15 protein-coding genes are annotated in these 17,522 nt (G+C 69.0%); 7 read left to right on the top strand and 8 right to left on the bottom strand.

From position 1 onward, the window contains the following. Positions 1-13: 13 nt before the first annotated feature. From FS845_RS01970 to FS845_RS01960, 3 genes are all read left to right on the top strand, one after another. On the top strand, positions 14-2,311 hold the full coding sequence (locus FS845_RS01970; RefSeq protein ID WP_144630424.1) for a hypothetical protein: 2,298 nt from the start codon (positions 14-16) through the stop codon (positions 2,309-2,311). Between the two features lie 82 nt (positions 2,312-2,393). Further along, entirely contained in the window at positions 2,394-3,902 is a 1,509-nt protein-coding gene (gene ilvA / locus FS845_RS01965) for a threonine ammonia-lyase, biosynthetic (RefSeq protein ID WP_144630422.1), read from the top strand. 270 nt (positions 3,903-4,172) lie between these two features. Next, positions 4,173-5,063 carry a LysR family transcriptional regulator gene (locus FS845_RS01960; RefSeq protein ID WP_144630420.1) on the top strand — a complete coding sequence of 297 codons (891 nt, stop codon included), beginning with the start codon at positions 4,173-4,175 and terminating at the stop codon, positions 5,061-5,063. 99 nt (positions 5,064-5,162) lie between these two features. Here the strand turns inward: FS845_RS01960 and FS845_RS01955 are convergent, their stop codons facing one another. From FS845_RS01955 to purT, 8 genes are all read right to left on the bottom strand, one after another. Then, positions 5,163-5,717, bottom strand: a complete 555-nt coding sequence (locus tag FS845_RS01955; protein ID WP_144630418.1) for an adenine phosphoribosyltransferase — start codon at positions 5,715-5,717, stop codon at positions 5,163-5,165. A gap of 55 nt (positions 5,718-5,772) precedes the next feature. After that, a complete protein-coding gene (cydC, locus tag FS845_RS01950) occupies positions 5,773-7,446 on the bottom strand; it encodes a thiol reductant ABC exporter subunit CydC (RefSeq protein ID WP_144630416.1) in 1,674 nt (557 codons plus the stop codon). Positions 7,447-7,495: 49 nt separating this feature from the next. Then, positions 7,496-9,385, bottom strand: a complete 1,890-nt coding sequence (cydD, locus tag FS845_RS01945; RefSeq protein ID WP_144630414.1) for a thiol reductant ABC exporter subunit CydD — start codon at positions 9,383-9,385, stop codon at positions 7,496-7,498. Positions 9,386-9,389: 4 nt separating this feature from the next. Next, complete coding sequence (gene cydX / locus FS845_RS01940) at positions 9,390-9,515, bottom strand: cytochrome bd-I oxidase subunit CydX (protein WP_144630412.1); 126 nt, start codon at positions 9,513-9,515, stop codon at positions 9,390-9,392. A gap of 16 nt (positions 9,516-9,531) precedes the next feature. Beyond that, positions 9,532-10,686 carry a cytochrome d ubiquinol oxidase subunit II gene (cydB, locus tag FS845_RS01935; RefSeq protein WP_144630410.1) on the bottom strand — a complete coding sequence of 385 codons (1,155 nt, stop codon included), beginning with the start codon at positions 10,684-10,686 and terminating at the stop codon, positions 9,532-9,534. A 13-nt stretch (positions 10,687-10,699) separates the two neighbouring features. After that, a complete protein-coding gene (locus FS845_RS01930; protein WP_144630408.1) occupies positions 10,700-12,271 on the bottom strand; it encodes a cytochrome ubiquinol oxidase subunit I in 1,572 nt (523 codons plus the stop codon). A 120-nt stretch (positions 12,272-12,391) separates the two neighbouring features. Further along, entirely contained in the window at positions 12,392-12,937 is a 546-nt protein-coding gene (locus FS845_RS01925) for a GbsR/MarR family transcriptional regulator (RefSeq protein WP_144630406.1), read from the bottom strand. Between the two features lie 331 nt (positions 12,938-13,268). Next, positions 13,269-14,486, bottom strand: a complete 1,218-nt coding sequence (gene purT, locus FS845_RS01920) for a formate-dependent phosphoribosylglycinamide formyltransferase (protein WP_144630404.1) — start codon at positions 14,484-14,486, stop codon at positions 13,269-13,271. Between the two features lie 129 nt (positions 14,487-14,615). Here purT and FS845_RS01915 point away from each other — a divergent pair, with 129 nt between their 5' ends. The 4 genes from FS845_RS01915 to lptA are packed head-to-tail and all read left to right on the top strand — an operon-like array spanning position 14,616 to position 17,485. Then, entirely contained in the window at positions 14,616-15,605 is a 990-nt protein-coding gene (locus FS845_RS01915; RefSeq protein WP_144630402.1) for an SIS domain-containing protein, read from the top strand. Positions 15,606-15,609: 4 nt separating this feature from the next. Further along, complete coding sequence (locus FS845_RS01910) at positions 15,610-16,212, top strand: KdsC family phosphatase (protein WP_144630400.1); 603 nt, start codon at positions 15,610-15,612, stop codon at positions 16,210-16,212. Between the two features lie 5 nt (positions 16,213-16,217). Further along, positions 16,218-16,853, top strand: coding sequence for an LPS export ABC transporter periplasmic protein LptC (gene lptC, locus FS845_RS01905; protein ID WP_144630398.1), 636 nt, complete (start codon positions 16,218-16,220; stop codon positions 16,851-16,853). Further along, positions 16,850-17,485 carry a lipopolysaccharide transport periplasmic protein LptA gene (lptA, locus tag FS845_RS01900; protein ID WP_144630396.1) on the top strand — a complete coding sequence of 212 codons (636 nt, stop codon included), beginning with the start codon at positions 16,850-16,852 and terminating at the stop codon, positions 17,483-17,485. The genes lptC and lptA overlap by 4 nt, the downstream gene beginning before the upstream one ends. Positions 17,486-17,522 lie beyond the last annotated feature (37 nt).

Below are 17,522 nucleotides of genomic sequence, written 5' to 3'. Positions count from 1 at the left end.
CCCGGACACCGCCATGAGCATCAATGCATTCAACCAGGCCATCAGCCAGCCGGGCCTCGCCCCCGACCACGCGCTGCACCAGGGCGACGGCGGCAAGATCGTCGCCCAGGAACCCCTGAACCCGCCGGGCGCCTGGACGCGCTTCAAGGCCGCGCTGTCGAACGTGCCGCTGCTGGGCCAGCTGGGCTCGCTGCGCCAGGCGCGCGCCGAAGTCGACGCCTATCCCGTCAAGCTGGCGCAGTACGAAGCCAGCAACCGTCAGGTCCTGACGGGCTTCCTGGCCGACGTCCGGCAAGGCTACGGCGAGAACATCGGCGGCATGGTGGCGCGCGACATCGGCGTGGCCGACGGCAAGCCGCTGACCGCGCGCACGGTGGCCACCGCCATGCAGAACGTCGAGCGCCAGCAGAACAGCTATCGCTCGATGAACAACATGCAGATCACGCGGTTCCTGGAGAACGGCCTGACGGGCACGCGGGCGCGCGGCGAGACCGACATGATGGGCCTGTTCCTGGAGCGCGGCCTGAAGCTGGGCGGCCACGACAGCTGGCAGGGCGCGATGGGCGACGGCGCGGCGCGCTTCGTGTCGCAGTACGTGATGCGCGGCTGCGCCGAACTGCCCGGCCACTCGCAGGGCATCCAGGACAATGCGCAGATCGCGCGCCTGGCCGGCCAGGCGCTGGACCTGTACCAGGAACTGCTGGCCGCGCCGGGCATGACGCCCAAGGGCGTGGACGCGGTGATGGCCCGCGCCACGGGCGAGGACCGCAACCCTGCCGCCATGACGGCGCTGGCGCGCGAATTCGTCGTGGTGGAACACGCATCGGGGCTGCTGGACCGCGCCAATCCCGACTCGATGCTGCGCAAGGTCGAGACCGGGGTGGCCCGCGAAATGGGCGTGGCCACCCTGCCCGACGCCGTGCTGAAGTCCATCTCGCGCGGCATGCTCGAAGGCCTCAGTTACCAGGTGACGGCGATGCCCGAGCAGTTCGGCTGCGCGTCCGACGCCACGTCCATCATCAAGGCGCTCGAGCCGCGCCTGAAGGACCAGGTGCAGCAGGTCGTCGGCGAGCACCAGCAGGCCCTGCGCGCGATCGACACGTCGGACACGCTGAGCGAGACCGGCAAGACGCAGCTGCGCGACATCGCGCAGACGCGCCGCATGGACCCGGTGCAGGTACGGGAATACGGCAACATCAGCCACGCGCTGACGGGCGCCATGATCGCGCTGGCCGAGGGCATCGAGTCGGGCCGGCTGGAACACGGCCTGCCGCAGCTCGACCGCGCGCTGACCGCCTTCGAGGACGGCGTGGGCGCCATGAAACAACATGGCCACGAGATGGGCGAGTCCGTCAGCCTGGCCGGCGGCGACTTCACCACCGAACTGATGGACCAGATGTCGTCGCTGGCCACCAGCAGCATGCCGCGCGAAGAAGCGAACCGCCTGCTGGCGCAGCTGACCGGCGATGCCGGACGCAAGCTGGCGCAAGGCATGCAATCCTCGCCCGACATGCGCACCGCCGCGCAATTCCCGCTGGTGTACATGGCGATGGTGGAAGCGCTGGCGCTGCGCGCGGGCCAGTCTCCCGAAGCGGCGCGCGAACTCTCGCAGGGCACGCTGGCCGACAGCGTCTCGCTCACCCAGCTGCCGCCCTCCACCGCCGCGGCCCTGCTGCCCGCCAGCGGCTCGGACGCCCTGGACGCGCGCGGCGTGGTCAGCGGCGCGACCGTCGGCAAGCTGGTGTCGCGCGACTTCCGGCCCGACCAGTTGTTCACCGAGCAGCGCCAGGACCTGGAGGCATGGACCCTGCGCGACGAAGCCAGCGCCGTGCCGTACATCAGCAAGACGATGGAGAAGGACCTGCCCCGCGCCACGTTCTTCGTCGACGGCGAGCGCCTGGCCAAGCCGAACTCGGGACAGGACCCGAAGGCGCAGTTCCGCGCCCACTTCGCCGAAGGTCCGCAGGGCGACGCGATGGCGCTGGCGGTCAGCCGCTGCATGAGCCAGGTCGGCATCAACGCTTTCACGACGGCCTGCCAGGGCGCGGCGTTCGGCGACGTCATCGCGCTGTACAGCGATGCCCAGCTCGACTACCAGGCCACCTCGAACGAGGATGGCAGCTGGACCGTGCAGGCCACGCACACCGGCAAGCTGGCAGCCGTCGAAACGACGCCCGGCGAGCCGGTCACGCAGATCGGCTACGACAACGTGATGCTGAACCAGCTGACCTTCACCATCACGCCGCCGCAGGATCCGCAGGGCCAGCCGACCATCGCCCTGACCGGCTCCAACGTGGTGTTTTCGAGCTGAAGAGCCCGTCGCCGGCTGTGCTACTCTGGCGAGCCGGCCGGCGCGGGGCGCCGGCCCACGCCTCATTCCGCAACGCGCTTTTATGTCCACCGACTACCTCAAACGCATCCTGACCTCCAAGGTCTACGACGTCGCCGTCGAATCCCCCCTCGAAACCGCTACCCTGCTGTCGCAGCGAATTTCGAACACGGTGATGCTCAAGCGCGAGGATACGCAGGCGGTGTTCAGCTTCAAGCTGCGGGGCGCCTACAACAAGATGGCCAACCTGGCGCCCGCGGCGCGCAACCGCGGCGTCATCGCCGCGTCGGCGGGCAACCACGCGCAGGGCGTGGCCCTGGCCGCCAGCCGGCTGGGCTGCCGCGCCGTTATCGTCATGCCCACCACCAGCCCCGAAGTGAAGATCGAGGCCGTGCGCCGCCTGGGCGGCGAAGTGGTGCTGGCCGGCGAAAGCTTCACCGACGCCTACCAGCACGCGCAGGAGCTGGAGAAGAAGGAGAAGCTGACCTTCGTGCATCCTTTCGACGATCCCGACGTGATCGCCGGCCAGGGCACGGTAGGCATGGAGATCCTGCGCCAGCATCCCGGCCACATCGACGCCATCTTCGTGGCCATCGGCGGCGGCGGCCTGATCGCCGGCGTGGCGGCCTACGTGAAGCAGCTGCGCCCCGAGATCAAGATCATCGGCGTGCAGACCGAGGACTCCGACGCCATGGTGCGCAGCGTGCGCGCCGGCCGCCGCGTGCAGCTGAACGACGTGGGCCTGTTCTCGGACGGCACGGCGGTCAAGCTGGTGGGCGCCGAGACGTTCCGCCTGACGCGCCAGTACGTCGACGACTTCGTGGTGGTGAACACCGACGCCATCTGCGCGGCCATCAAGGACGTATTCCAGGACACGCGCAGCGTGCTGGAGCCCGCCGGCGCCATGGCGGTGGCCGGCGCCAAGCAGTACGCCGCGCAGCACAAGCTCAAGGGCAAGACGCTGGTGACCGTGGCCTGTGGCGCCAACATGAATTTCGACCGGCTGCGCTTCGTGTCCGAGCGCGCCGAGGTCGGCGAGATGCGCGAGGCAGTGTTCGCCGTGACCATGCCCGAGCAGCGCGGCAGCTTCCGCCGCTTCTGCGAACTGGTGGGCGACCGCAGCGTCACCGAGTTCAACTACCGCATCTCCGATGCCGACCGCGCGCACGTGTTCGTGGGCCTGCAGGTGTCCTCGCCCAACGAGCCCGCCAAGATCGCCACGCATTTCCGCAAGAACGGCTTCGACACGCTGGACCTGACTCACGACGAAATGGCCAAGACGCACTTGCGCCACATGGTCGGCGGGCGGTCGCGGCTGGCGCAGAACGAGCTGCTCTACCGCTTCGAGTTCCCCGAGCGTCCCGGCGCACTGATGCGCTTTCTCAATGCGATGAATCCGGACTGGAACATCAGCCTGTTCCACTACCGTAACCAGGGCGCCGATTATGGCCGCATCCTGATCGGCATCCAGGTCCCGCCATCGGACAAGAAGCAGTTCAAGACCTTCGTGACGGAACTGGGCTATCCGCATTGGAACGAGACGGACAATCCCGCGTACAAGCTGTTCCTGTAGCAACGGTTCGGCTTACGCCGAGACGACGGGGCCCCGCGGGGCCCCGTTTCTTTTTCGTGTCGTTCCTCGAGGAAGACCGCTGCGCCGGGCCATGGCGGCAAGCGCAGGAATCGGTTGCGGCCAGGCAACGGTTTACAGGCGGCGAGCCGCCAACCCCGTAAAAACCCTCGTTTCTGCAAACTTTATTCCACGTATGGAAATATTAGCTGGGATATCATCCATTACAGGCAAAAGAGGCATAAACGCCCCCCTGCAAGAAGAAGAACGCAGATGGATATCCAGCTCAACGACATCGCCCTGTTCGTCGAAGTCGCCAAACGCAAGAACTTCAGCCATGCCGCCGAGGCCTTGGGCATTCCGACGTCCACGCTGTCGCGCCGCGTGACCGAACTCGAGCGCGGCATCGGCATGCGCCTGCTGAACCGCAGCACGCGGCGCATCGACCTGACCGAGGCCGGCGCGGTGTACTTCGAACGCTGCCGGCACATCGTGGAAGAGGCCCGCGTCGCGCACGAGCAGTTGCTGGACATGGCGGCGCAGCCCAAGGGCCGCCTGCGGATCTCGATGCCCACCAGCCTGGCGCAGCTGTTCCTGCCGGTGGTGATCCGCGAGTTCCGCGCCCAGTATCCCGATATCGAGTGCGATTTCGACCTGAGCATGCGGCCGATCGACCCGATCAGCAATCCGTACGACCTGGTGCTGCGCTTCGGCCAGCAGCCGGACTCGAGCCTGATCGCGCGGCAGATCGTGCTGATGTCGCAGCACCTGTATGCCTCGCCGGCCTATCTGCAGCGCTACGGCGAACCGCGCACGCCGTCCGACCTGAGCCACCACGAATGCCTGCGGCCGGCCATGACGGACGTGATGTCCTACTGGGTGCTGCACTCGGGCGAGAAGGTGGAACGCGTGCAGGTGTCGGGCCGGCTGGCCGCCAACAACGTCGGCATGCTGGGACGCCTGGCCAGCCAGGGCCTGGGCATCACGCCGCTGCTGGTGTTCGAGGCCATGGAGCGCGCCATCACGCAAAGCGGCCTGGTGCGCGTGCTGCCCGACTGGGCGCTGACGCCGCTGCCCCTATTTGCGCTGCTGCCCTCGCGCATGATTCCCGCGAAGACGCGCGCGTTCCTGGATTTCATCCAGCCTCGGTTGAACGAAGCCTGAGGCGGCTACCGCGCCGCAGCCGGCCGCGCCGTAGCCGGCCGCGCCACGAAAGCGCAGGCGGCCCGCGCCCGCCAGGCACGCACGGCCGCCGTCCGACCCTCAGGCCGGATCGTCGGAGCTGAACTGACAGACGGTATACAGCGGGGTGCCGGTGGCCGCGATCTGCCTGGAGCCGCCCAGGTCGGGCAGGTCGATGACCGCCGCCGCCTCGACCACGTTGGCGCCCAGGCGCTGCAGCAGCTTGATGGCCGCCAGCATGGTGCCGCCGGTGGCGATCAGGTCGTCGACCAGCAGCACGCGCTGGCCGGTGCGGACCGCGTCGGTATGCATCTCGACCGTCGCGTTGCCGTATTCCAGCGAGTAGGACTCGGCCAGCGTGCGGAACGGCAGCTTGCCCTTCTTGCGCACCGGCACGAAACCCAGGTTCAGCTCGTAGGCCAGCACGCTGCCCAGGATGAAGCCCCGCGCGTCGACGCCGGCCACCAGGTCGAGCCGCTGGCGCATGTAGCGATAGACGAAAAGATCGATCAAGGCGCGGAAGGTGCGCGGGTCCTGCAGCACGGGCGTGATGTCGCGGAACATCACGCCCGGCGAGGGCCAGTCCGGAACGCTGCGTATGGTGCGCCGTACAACTTCGGCGTAGTCGGTCTGCATGGTGGTACATCCCCGGAATGGCAAAGCAGCCCGCACTATAACCGCGCGGGCTGCCTCAAGCCAGCGAGGCGGACCGGACCTCTCCCAGGCGCCCGGCATGCAGGCGCAATCGGCGATGCACCGCCCCCGCGGGCAGCGTGGCATGCGTGGCCAGCACGACGGCGCGGCCCTGCACGGCCTGCCCCAGGTCGCGCAGGAACGCCGCCTCGGTGGCGGCGTCCAGGCCCGCGGTGGGCTCGTCCAGCAGCAGCACCGCGGCGGGCGACAGCACGGCGCGCGCCAGGCACAGGCGCCGCGCCTGCCCCGCCGACAGCCCTGCCCCGGTCTCGCCCACCCAGGTATCCAGGCCTTGCGGCAGGCCGCGCACGAAGTCGTCCAGCCGCGCGGCGGCCAGCGCGGCCCACAGCGCGCCGTCGCCGGCCCGCGGATCGCCGATCAGCAGGTTGGTGCGGACGGTGCCCAGGAACACCGGTGAGTCCTGCGACAGCAGCACGATGCGCTGGTGCAGCGCCTGCTGGGCGCACAGGCGTACGTCGCAGCCCCCGTAGGTGACGCGCCCGTCGGCGGGATCGTCCAGGCGCAGCAGTAGATGCAGCAGCGTGGATTTTCCCGAGCCGCTGGCGCCCTCGATGGCGACCCGCTCGCCCGGCGCCACGCGCAGATCGGCGCCGTCAAGCACCCAGGCGCCGGGCGCCGCTTCGGGATAGGCATAGCGCAGGCCGTGCGCCTGCAGATCGCCCGAGGCCGGCAACGCCTGTGGCGCGGCCGGATCCTGCATGTCGGGCTCGGCGGCGACGACGTCGCGGATGCGTTCGGCGGCCGCTCGCGCGGCACCCAGGCGCGATACGCCGCGCATCACGGGCCCCGCGACCTCGAAGATGCCGATGGTGGCCAGCAGCAGCCCCGCCATCAGCGGACCGGAGATGCGGCCTTCAGGCAGGCCGCCAAGGCCCGCCCACAGCACGGCCAGCATGGCGCAGCCGGCGGCTGCCTGCAGGATCCACTGGCCGGCGGCGGCGATGCGGGCCTGGCGCCGGCGTGCCCGTCCGGCCTCGGCGCACAAGACTTCGAAGCGCTGTTGCGCGGGCGCGCCGGCGTGCATGGCCAGGATGTCGGCATGGCCCTCGACCGCATCCAGCACCGCCGAACGCAGGCCCGCCGCGCTTTCCTGCAGGGCCGCGCCGGGGCGGCGCGAGAACCGCACCAGCAGCAGCGGCACCAGCACGCAGGCGGTCAGCAGGGCCAGCGCCACGGCCAGGCCGGCCGCGGGCAGCCACCAGCCCACCACCAGCGAAAGCACCGTGCCGCCAAGCAAGGCGGTGGCCACGGGCGCGGCGACGAACAGGAAGATGGTGTCCAGGGCGTCGACGTCGCCGGTCAGGCGCGCGACGAGATCGCCGCCACGATACCGCGCCAGCTGGCGCGGCGACAGCCGGACCAGCGCGCGGAACACCGATCCGCGCAGGTCGGCCAGCAGGTGCAGCGTGGTAGCGTGTCCCGCCAGGCGTTCGGCATAGCGCGCGCCGATGCGCAGGAACGATAGCCCGCGCACCAGCGCGGACGGCACGAAGAGATTGAATGCCGAGCCCGCCCCTGCCAGCGCCGCGCCGGTCAGGAACCACCCGGACACGCCCAGCAGGCCCGTGCCGGCCGCCACGGTGATCAGCGCCAGCGCCAGGGCTGCCAGCAGGCCGCGCCAGCGGCGCAGATACAAGGTACGCAATCTCATCGAGGCACCTTCGCGCCAAGGTATTCGCTCTTGGGATGGCTTGGCCGGCTCATACTGCCCCCGCCCATTTGCCCGCCCGCAGCACCAGCTGGCGAGGCAGGCGGCTGGCGACCGCCGCCGAATGCGTGGCCAGCAATACCGTGCGGCCCTGCGAGAACGCCAGCAGCTCGTCCAGCACGCGGGCCTGCGTGTCGGCGTCCAGGTGCGCCGTGGGCTCGTCCAGCAGGATCAGGCCTGGATCGCGCAGGAACAGCCGCGCCAGCGCCACGCGCTGTGCCTGTCCTCCCGACAGGCCGCGCCCACGGCTGGCCAGACGCGTGTCCAGGCCCTGCGGCATGGCCTGCGCGAACTCCATCACGCAAGCGCGGCGCGCGGCGTCGGCCACGTCCTGCGCGCTGGCATCCGGCCGTGCCAGCCGGATGTTGTCGGCGATGGTGCCTTGGAACAGATACGGCTTCTGGCCGATCAGCGCAACGCGGCTGCGCAACGCGGCCTCGTCCCATTCGGACAGTGCCAGGCCGTCCAGCGCGATCGCGCCGGCGCTGCCGCGCAGGCGGCACAGGGCTTCGAGCAACGTGGTCTTGCCGACACCGCTGGCGCCCATCAGGGCAACGTGCTCGCCGGGCGCCAGCGATAGGTCCAGCGCGTCCAGCACCGGCCGTTCGCGGCCCGGCACCGACACGGCCAGCCCGTGCACCTGCAGGCGCGACGCGCGGCGGGCCGCGCGCGCAGGCGCGGCGCCCGATCCGCCGGACCGCATGGCCACGGCCTGCACGGCGATGGCCGCCGCGGCATCGGCCGCCGCATCACCAGCCGCCGCAGTACCCGCCGCGGCACCAACCGCCGCATCCACGGTCGCTCCGTCGGCGCGTTGCGCATCGTCCCCATCGACGGTCGCGGCCTCATCGCCCGGCAAGCCGCCGAACGCCAGCTCGATCTGCGTGACGGCGGCACGCGCGGCCGCGCGGTCGTGATAATGGGCCGCGAACAGTCGCAGCGGCGCGTACACCTCGGGCGCCATCAGCAGGCAGAAGAAGCCAGCCTGCAGCGTCAGCGCCTGGCCGCGTACGTCCAGGTAACCCAGATACGTCAGGCCGATGTAGACGGCCACGCCGGCCACGCCCAGCGCGGCGAAGAACTCCAGCACGGCCGAGGAAAGGAAAGCGATGCGCAGCACCGCCATGGTCCGCTCGCGCACGGCCGAGCTGGCCTGCGCCACGGCCTGGGCCTCGGCTTCGGCGCGGCCATGCAGCTTCAGCGTGGACAGGCCGCGCAGGCGGTCGGCGAAGAAGCCCGACAGGCGGGCGAAGGCGCGCATGTGGCGGCGGCTGGCGGCTTCCGCTCCCCACCCCACCAGCGCCATGAACAAGGGAATCAACGGCGCGGTGACCAGCAGCACCAGGCCGGCCACCACGTCCACCGGCAGCAGCACCACCGAGAACGCCACGGGCAGCACGGCCGCCGCCCCCATCGACGGCAGATAGCGGGCGAAAAAGCCGTCCAGCGCCTCGACCTGGTCGACCACCGCGCTGGCCAGTTCGCCGGACGCGCGTTGGCGCGTCCATTGCGGCCCAGCATCCAGCAGCCGGCCGAACAGGGCCTGCCGCACCTGGCGCTTGATGCGCTCGGCGGCTTGCGCCCCGGCGCGCTCGGCCAGCCAGGCCAGCCCCGCGCGCAACAGGATCAGCGCGGCGATGGCGGCCAGCGAACCGACCAGCTCGGCGCGCGGCACGCCGCGCACGATGGCCGCGTCCAGCACGCGCGCCAGTAGCCAGGCCTGCACGACCAGCAGCACCCCGCCCAGCAGCGGCGCGCCGGCCGCCAGGGCCAGCGGCACGCGCGCGGCGCGGGCCAACCCGCCCAGCCAGCGCGTCTGCGCACGCGTCGGCCGGCCCAGTGCGGCCGAAGGGTCGTGCTCGATGCCGGACGGGCTGCTCACGGTCTCAGTCCTCGGGCGGCAAGTTCAGGGGATCGTGCGCATGGCCTTCGCGCAGTTCGAACCACATCGCGTTGACGATGCCGAAGATGCAGGCCAGGCTCAGGCCCAGGATCCAGGAGAAATACCACATGGTCGAAGCTCCTCAATCAATAGGAATTGGGCGTATCGCCCACGGACGCGTGCGTGACCTTGCCGCGCATCACGCGATACACCCAGGCGGTGTACAGCGTGATGATGGGCAGGAAGAACCCGGTGGCCAGCACCATGATCCACAACGTCATGGGGCTGGACGAACTGTCCCAGACCGTCAGGCCGGCGTTGGGCTGGCTGGACGAGGGCATGATGAACGGGAACAGCGAGAAGCCCACGGTGAGGATGACGCCCGTGATGGAAACCGACGAGGCGATGAAGCTGCCCGGACCCACGCGCAGGATCATCAGCAGCGCCGCGCCCAGCGCGCCCGCCACGCCCATGATGGGCGCCAGCCACATGAACGGCCACTTGTAGTAGTTGGCCATCCAGCCGCCCGGCACCAGCTCGACCGTCTTGGCCAGCGGATTGGAGGGGCCGGCGACGTCGATGGCGCTGGTGATGACGTGACCGTCGACGCCGTTGGACACCCAGAAGCCGCCCGCCGTGAACAGCGCCACCGTCAGCGCGGCCGCGACGCAGCCCCACTTGCGCGCGCGCTCGGCCACCACTTCCTCGGTGCGCCAGGCCAGCAGCACCGCACCGTGCATGGTCAGCATCACCACGCTGAGCACCCCGGCCAGCAGCGCGAACGGCGTGAACAGCTGGTAGAAGTGCCCCGTGTACATCGGCCGCATCGACGCCGGCTCGAAGCCCGAGGGCACACCCAGGATGACGTTGCCCATGGCCACGCCGAACACCAGCGCCGCGACCACGCCGCAGAAGCACAGCACGGCGTCCCAGCGGCTGCGCCACACCGGGCTTTCAAACTTGCTGCGGTACTTGAAGGCCACCGGACGCAGGATCAGCGCCAGCAGCACCAGCATCATCGCCAGGTAGAAGCCCGAGAACGAGGCCGCGTACAGCAGCGGCCAGGCCGCGAAGATGGCGCCGCCGGCCGTGATCAGCCACACCTGGTTGCCTTCCCAGACCGGGCCGACCACGTTGATGACAATGCGCCGTTCGGCGTCGTTCCTGGCCACGATGGGCAGCAGCGCCGCCGCGCCCAGGTCGAAGCCGTCCATCACGGCGAAGCCGATCAACAGCGCGCCCAGCAGCGCCCACCACACGACACGAAGCGTGCCGTAATCAAGAGGAATCAAACTTTCCATGTCGGCTCTCCGTTCAGGCTTCAATCGCCGCGTGGATGGGATCGGCAGGCCGGCTCGGCGCCGGCTTGTCGGACTTGGGGCCCGCCTTGATGGCATGCAGCATCACCTTCACGGCGATGATCAACAGCACCGTGTACAGCGCCAGGAAAATGCCCAGGCTGATGGCCAGGTCGGTGAAGGTGAGACCGGAGGCCGCGTAGTACGTGGGCAGCACGCCCTCGATCACCCACGGCTGGCGGCCGTATTCCGCAACGAACCAGCCGCACTCGATGGCCACCCACGGCAACGGCAGGCTCCACAGCGCAATCTTCAGCAGCCACGGCCGCGCATCCAGCCTGCCGCGCGAGGCCAGCCAGAAGGCCACGCCGAAGAACAGGATCAGGTACATGCCCACCGCGACCATGATGCGGAACGTGATGAACAGCGGCGTCACGTTGGGCACGGTATCCAGCGCCGCCTGCTTGATCTGCGCGTCGGTGACCTTGCCCAGGTCTTCCTCGTAGCGCTTGACCAGCAGGCCATAGCCCAGATCGGGCCAGGTCTTGTCGAAGGTCATGCGCGCATCGACGTCCTTGGGGTTGGCGCGGATGCGCTGCAACGCCTGGTACGCCACGATGCCCTCGCGGATGCGCGTCTCGGCGCGCAGCACCAGGTCGTCGATGCCCAGCATCGGCGTGGTCAGCGAGCGCGTGCCGATGATGCCCATGACGTACGGGATCTCGATGGCATAGTCGTTGCGGCGCTCTTGCTGGTTGGGGATGGCGAACAGGTTGAAGCTGGCCGGCGCGGGCTCGGTGTGCCACATGGCTTCCATGGCCGCGATCTTCATCTTCTGGTGTTCGGTGGTCAGGTAGCCGCTTTCGTCGCCCAGCACCACGACCGACAGCGAGGCCGCTAGGCCGAAGCTGGCCGCCACCGCCATCGAGCGCTTGGCCAGGTCGACGTGGCGCCTGCGCAGCAGATACCACGCGCTGATCGACATGACGAACATCGCGCCCGCCACGTAGCCCGCGCTGACCGTGTGCACGAACTTGGCCTGCGCCACGGGGTTGAACACCACCGCCGCGAAGTCGGTCATTTCCATGCGCATGGTGTCGGGATTGAAGATCGCCCCGACCGGGTTCTGCATCCAGCCGTTGGCGATCAGGATCCACAGCGCCGAGAAGTTGGTGCCGAAGGCCACCAGCCAGGTCACGACCAGGTGGCCGACCTTGGACAGGCGGTTCCAGCCGAAGAAGAACAGGCCGACGAACGTGGCTTCCAGGAAGAAGGCCATCAGGCCTTCCAGTGCCAGCGGCGCGCCGAAGATGTCGCCTACATAGTGGCTGTAGTACGACCAGTTCATGCCGAACTGGAATTCCATGACCACGCCGGTGGCCACGCCGATGGCGAAGTTGATGCCGAACAGCGTGCCCCAGAACATGGTCATGCGCTTCCAGATCTGGCGCCCCGTCATCACGTACACGCTTTCCATGATGGCCAGGATGAACGACAGGCCCAGCGTGAGCGGCACGAACAGGAAGTGGTAGAGCGCGGTCGCGGCGAACTGAAAGCGCGACAGGTTGACGACGTCGATATCAATCATGGCCTTGCTCCCGGACGAGGGGGAAAAGTCCCGCGGCATGCTGGCGTGGCCAACAGCCGGGCCACGATACGGAACGGATGCGCATCTTCATCATTATTTTTCCAACGGGCGCGCCGGGCCTCATTCCCGGCCGCGCAACTTACCGGCGAAGCCCAGCACCTTCTGCACCCTGGAGCCCAGCTTCATCAGGCTCTGCAGGGTCTCAGGGGGCAGGCGCTGTATCTCGTCGAACCAGCCGGTGGACAGTTCGATGAGTTCGAGCATCTCGTGCATGCGCTTCTGGGCATGGACCTCGGACGGGTCCTTCGGCGCGTCCAGCAGCGTGTCGCGCAGCAGGGTCAAGGTGGGATCGATCTCGCGCTTGCGCTTCTCTTCCATCAGGATGCTGAAGATTTCCCACACATCCTTGGGGGTCTCGAAGTAATCGCGGCGGTCGCCCACCTGGTGCACCAGCTTGACCAGCCGCCAGGACTGCAGCTCCTTCAACCCCATGCTGACGTTGGAACGCGAGAAGCCCAGCTTCTCGGCGATGTCGTCGGCGTGCAGCGGCTGGTCGGCCAGGAACAGCAAGGCATAGATCTGGCCGACGGTGCGATTCACGCCCCAGCGGCTGCCCATCTCGCCGAAGTGCAGGACGAAACGCTCGGTTTGAGAAGAAAGCGGCATGGCGGTTTATCTTTCGTTACGTTGATTTCAGTAATTCCTGAAATTATCGAACTTTGCGAAATCAAAAGCAACCGTTTCGCCGACATCCTTACAGTGGCGGCATCTTGCCATCGAGATTCGTGGACGCAGCACGACGATCGTGCGGTTTATTGCGCTGGCGCAAATTTCCGGCGGGTTCTCGCGAGCATGGCGTGCCAGCCCCCGGCCCTGATGCCGCTCGCGGATGGCGGATTGACCCTCAGCGCCGCAGACGGGCCGCCGGGCCGCGTAAAAAAGCCCGGCGCTGCCGGGCTCATGCACTACGACGCGCGCCGTCGACAGCGCGGGCGCATCATCCCTTCTGGACCGTCACCGCCGACGACACGCGGCGCGCCTTGGCCCGCGCCTGGGTGACGTCCAGCGCCGTGGCCAGGCCCACGCCCATGCGGCGCTTGACGAACGACTCGGGCTTGCCGAACAGCCGCACGTCGGTGCCGGGCTCGGCCAGCGCCTGCGCCACCCCATGGAAAGTGACGTCCCTGGCGTCCACGCCGCCATAGATGACGCTGCTGGCGCCCGGCTGGGTCAGCGCGGTGTCGACCGGCAGGCCCAGCAGCGCGCGCGCATGCAGCTCGAACTCGTTCTGCACCTGCGTGATCATGGTGACCATGCCGGTGTCGTGCGGCCGCGGACTGACTTCGGAGAACCACACCTGATCGCCCGCCACGAACAGTTCGACGCCGAAGATGCCCAGGCCGCCCAGCTCGGACGTGACCGCCAGCGCCACGTCGCGCGAGCGCGCCAGCGCGGTCTGCGACATGGGATGCGGCTGCCAGCTTTCGACGTAGTCGCCATCGACCTGCCTGTGGCCGATGGGCTCGCAGAAGCGGGTCTCGATCTCGCCGCCGGCCCCGCGTGCACGCACGGTCAGCAGCGTGATCTCGTATTCGAAACTGATGAAGCCCTCGACGATGGCGCGGCCGCCGCCCACCCGGCCACCTTCCTGCGCATGCCGCCAGGCCTGGGCCACGTCGTCCGCGCCGCGGATGACCGACTGGCCCTTGCCCGACGAGGACATCACCGGCTTGATGACGCAGGGATAGCCGATGCCGCCGTCGATCGCCTCGCGCAACTCCGCCTCGCTGTCGACGAAACGGTACGGCGAGGTCGGCAGCCCGAGCGTTTCGGCGGCCAGGCGGCGGATGCCTTCGCGGTTCATGGTGAGCTGCGCGGCGCGGGCCGTGGGCGTGACGCGCACCTGGCCGGCGGCTTCGAGCTCGACCAGCAGGTCGGTGGCGATGGCCTCGATCTCGGGCACGATGACGTGCGGCTTCTCGGCCTCGATGACCTGGCGCAGGGCCTGCGCGTCGGTCATGGACACCACGTGCGCGCGATGCGCCACCTGGTGGCCCGGCGCGTCGGCGTAGCGGTCGACGGCGATGACCTCGACGCCCAGGCGCTGCAGGGCGATGATGACTTCCTTGCCCAGCTCTCCGGAGCCCAGCAGCATGACGCGGGTGGCGGACGGCGACAGCGGGGTACCTAGCACGGGAGCGGGAAAAGAGGACATGGCGGTCTTATCAACAGAAGCGGAAAAAAGCAAGAAAGGCGCCACGTTGCCGGGCGCCGAAGGCGTCGCCAGCATGCCACAGGGCACCGGGGCGGGCAACCGTGGCCCGGTACGATTAAAATCCCGCGAATGACCGCTCATTCCCCCCATACGCCGGCCGACGCCATCGCGTCGGCCCGCCGCACGTTGGAAGTCGAAGCCCAGGCCATCCAACACCTTGCCTCGCGCCTGGACGACAGTTTCAGCCGCGTGGTGCAAATGCTGCTCGAATGCCGTGGCCGCGTCGTCGTCAGCGGCCTGGGCAAGACGGGCCACATCGCCCGCAAGATCGCCGCCACGCTGGCTTCCACCGGCACCCCGGCCTTCTTCGTGCATGCCGGCGAAGCCGTGCATGGCGACCTGGGCATGATCACCGCGGACGACGTGCTGATCGCCCTCTCGTATTCCGGCGCCGGCCAGGAACTGCTGACCATCCTGCCGGTGGTGCGGCGCATGGGTGCGGGTTTCGTGGCCATCACCGGCAATCCCGCCTCCGAACTGGCCCAGCAGGCCGACGTGCACCTGGACGCCAGCGTCCTGCAGGAAGCCTGCCCCCTGAACCTGGCCCCCACCGCCAGCACCACCGCGGCCCTGGCGCTGGGCGACGCGCTGGCCGTGGCCTGCCTGGAAGCGCGCGGCTTCGGCACCGAGGACTTCGCCCGCTCGCATCCCGGCGGCGCCCTGGGCCGCCGCCTGCTGACCCACGTGCGCGACGTGATGCGCCACGGCGCCAACCTGCCCACCGTGCCCGCCGATGCGCCGCTGTTCCGCGCGCTCGAGGAGATCTCCAAGAAAGGCATGGGCATGACGGCCGTGGTCGACGGCCAGGGCCATCCGGTCGGCATCTTCACCGACGGCGACCTGCGCCGCCTGATCGAACGGCACGGCGACGTGCGCAGTCTGGCCGTCGACGCCGGCATGACGCGCTCGCCCCACTCCATCGGTCCCGACGCGCTGGCGGCCGAGGCCGCACAGCAGATGGACGAATTGCGGTTGAACCAGGTGCTGGTGGTCGACGCCGACGGCAAACTGATCGGCGCGCTGCATACCCACGATCTGATGGCCGCAAAGGTAGTGTGAAGACATGACGAATCCGACTTTCGCCACGCATCCCGGCGAGGCCCTCGTATTGGCCCGCGTGGCCCCCAACGTGCGCGAACGCGCGGCGGCCGTGCGCCTGATGGTGTTCGACGTCGACGGCGTGCTGACCGACGGCAGCCTGTACTACGGCGAGAACGGCGAAGTCTTCAAGCGCTTCCATGCGCTGGACGGCCACGGCCTGCGCCTGCTGATGGAGGGCGGCGTGCAGGTGGCGCTGGTCACCGGTCGGTCCGGTCCCATCGTCGCTCGCCGCGCGGCCGAACTGGGCATCGCCGACGTGCAGCAGGGCGTGCGCGACAAAGGCGCCGCGCTGGCTGAACTTGCCCAGCGCCACTCGGTCCAACTGAGCGAGACCGGTTTCATGGGCGACGACATCATCGACCTGTCGGCCATGCAGCGCGCGGGCTTTTCCGCCAGCGTGCCCAACGCGCCGGGCTACGTGTCGCAAACGGCCCACTGGATTGCCTCGCAGCCGGGCGGCGGTGGTGCCGTGCGCGAATGCTGCGACCTGCTGCTGGCGGCCCGCGGCCGCCTGGCCGGCTTCCTGGCCGGTCCGGCCCTGCTGGACCGCGGCGTCATCCAATAACACCGATGAAAGAACGCTTCCCCGCCCTCATCGCCCTGTTCCTGCTGACCGCGCTGGTGCTCGGTACGTGGTGGGCGGCCGACTACGCGCAGCGCGCGGTGCAGGTCGATCCTCCTCGCCGCGTCACGCACGAGATGGACAGCTGGGCGCGCGACTTCGTCATGCTGCGCACCGATCCCGCCGGCAAGCCCATCAACCGCGTCGAAGGCGACTACGCCGAGCATTTCCCGGACGACGACTCCTACCGCGTGACGGCGCCGCGCGCCATCGGCCAGAACGAGGACAACCCCATCACCGTGGGCATCGCCAAGACCGCCATCATCGAGGCCGGCGGCAAGCGCATCGTGATGAACGGCGATGCCCACGTGCATCGCCAGCCCGATGCCCGCAACGATCCGCTGGACGTGCGCAGCCAGCAGCTGATCATCCTGCCCGACGACGACGTCGTGTATACCGACTTGCCCGCCCAGGTGTTAAAAGGCAACTCACGCATGAACGGCACGGGCATGCACTACGACAACAAGACCCGGCAACTGCGGGTGTCGGCGTCCTCCGACGTCGAGATCGCCGGGTCCGAGTCGCGCAAACGCCAGGAAGGCGAATCGCGCGCCCCGGATAACTCCAAACAGAACCAACCATGACGCTTCCGATCGCTTCCGCCACGACCCGCCTGCTGGGCGCCCTGCTGCTGGCAGCCTCCTGCTCGCAGGCCCAGGCGGCGCAACCCGCCAGCGGCGCGGGCCAGCAGGAAGACCCCAGCACGCTGATCCTGTCCGACACGCTGCACTACGACGACATCAAGCGCCAGAGCGTCTTCACGGGCAATGTCGTGCTCACGCGCGGCCTGATGAAACTGAACGCCGACAAGCTCGAGGTCAACGAAGACGCGCAGGGCAACCAGCGCGGCGTGGCCACCGCCAACAAGGGCAAGATGGTGACGCTGCGCCAGGAGCGCCCCGAGACCTTCGAAACCATCGAGGGCGTGGGCCTGCGCGCCGAATACGACGGCAGCAAGAGCCAGTTCGACCTGATCGGCCAGGCCGTGGTCACGCGCTTCATCTGCGGCAAGCCCTTCGACGTCATCCGTGGCCAGCGCGTGCGCTACAACGACAAGACGGGCACCTACGAGGCCGAGGGCGGCCCGAACTCCTCGGCGCCGGGCGGGCGCGTGCGCTCGCTGGCCGAGCCGCGCGCCAAGACCGACGCGGCCATCGCCGAATGCCGCGCCCAGCAGGGCAAGAAGCCGGCGGCCGACGCCAAGAAGGCCAAATGATCCGCCGTCGTTCAGGCGCGCCAACCCCGCATCCGCT

Source organism: Bordetella genomosp. 13, from assembly GCF_007679965.1.
GTDB lineage: Bacteria > Pseudomonadota > Gammaproteobacteria > Burkholderiales > Burkholderiaceae_B > Bordetella.
The sequence above is the reverse complement of the archived record's forward strand: the minus strand, read 5'-3'. Positions and strand labels throughout refer to the sequence as shown.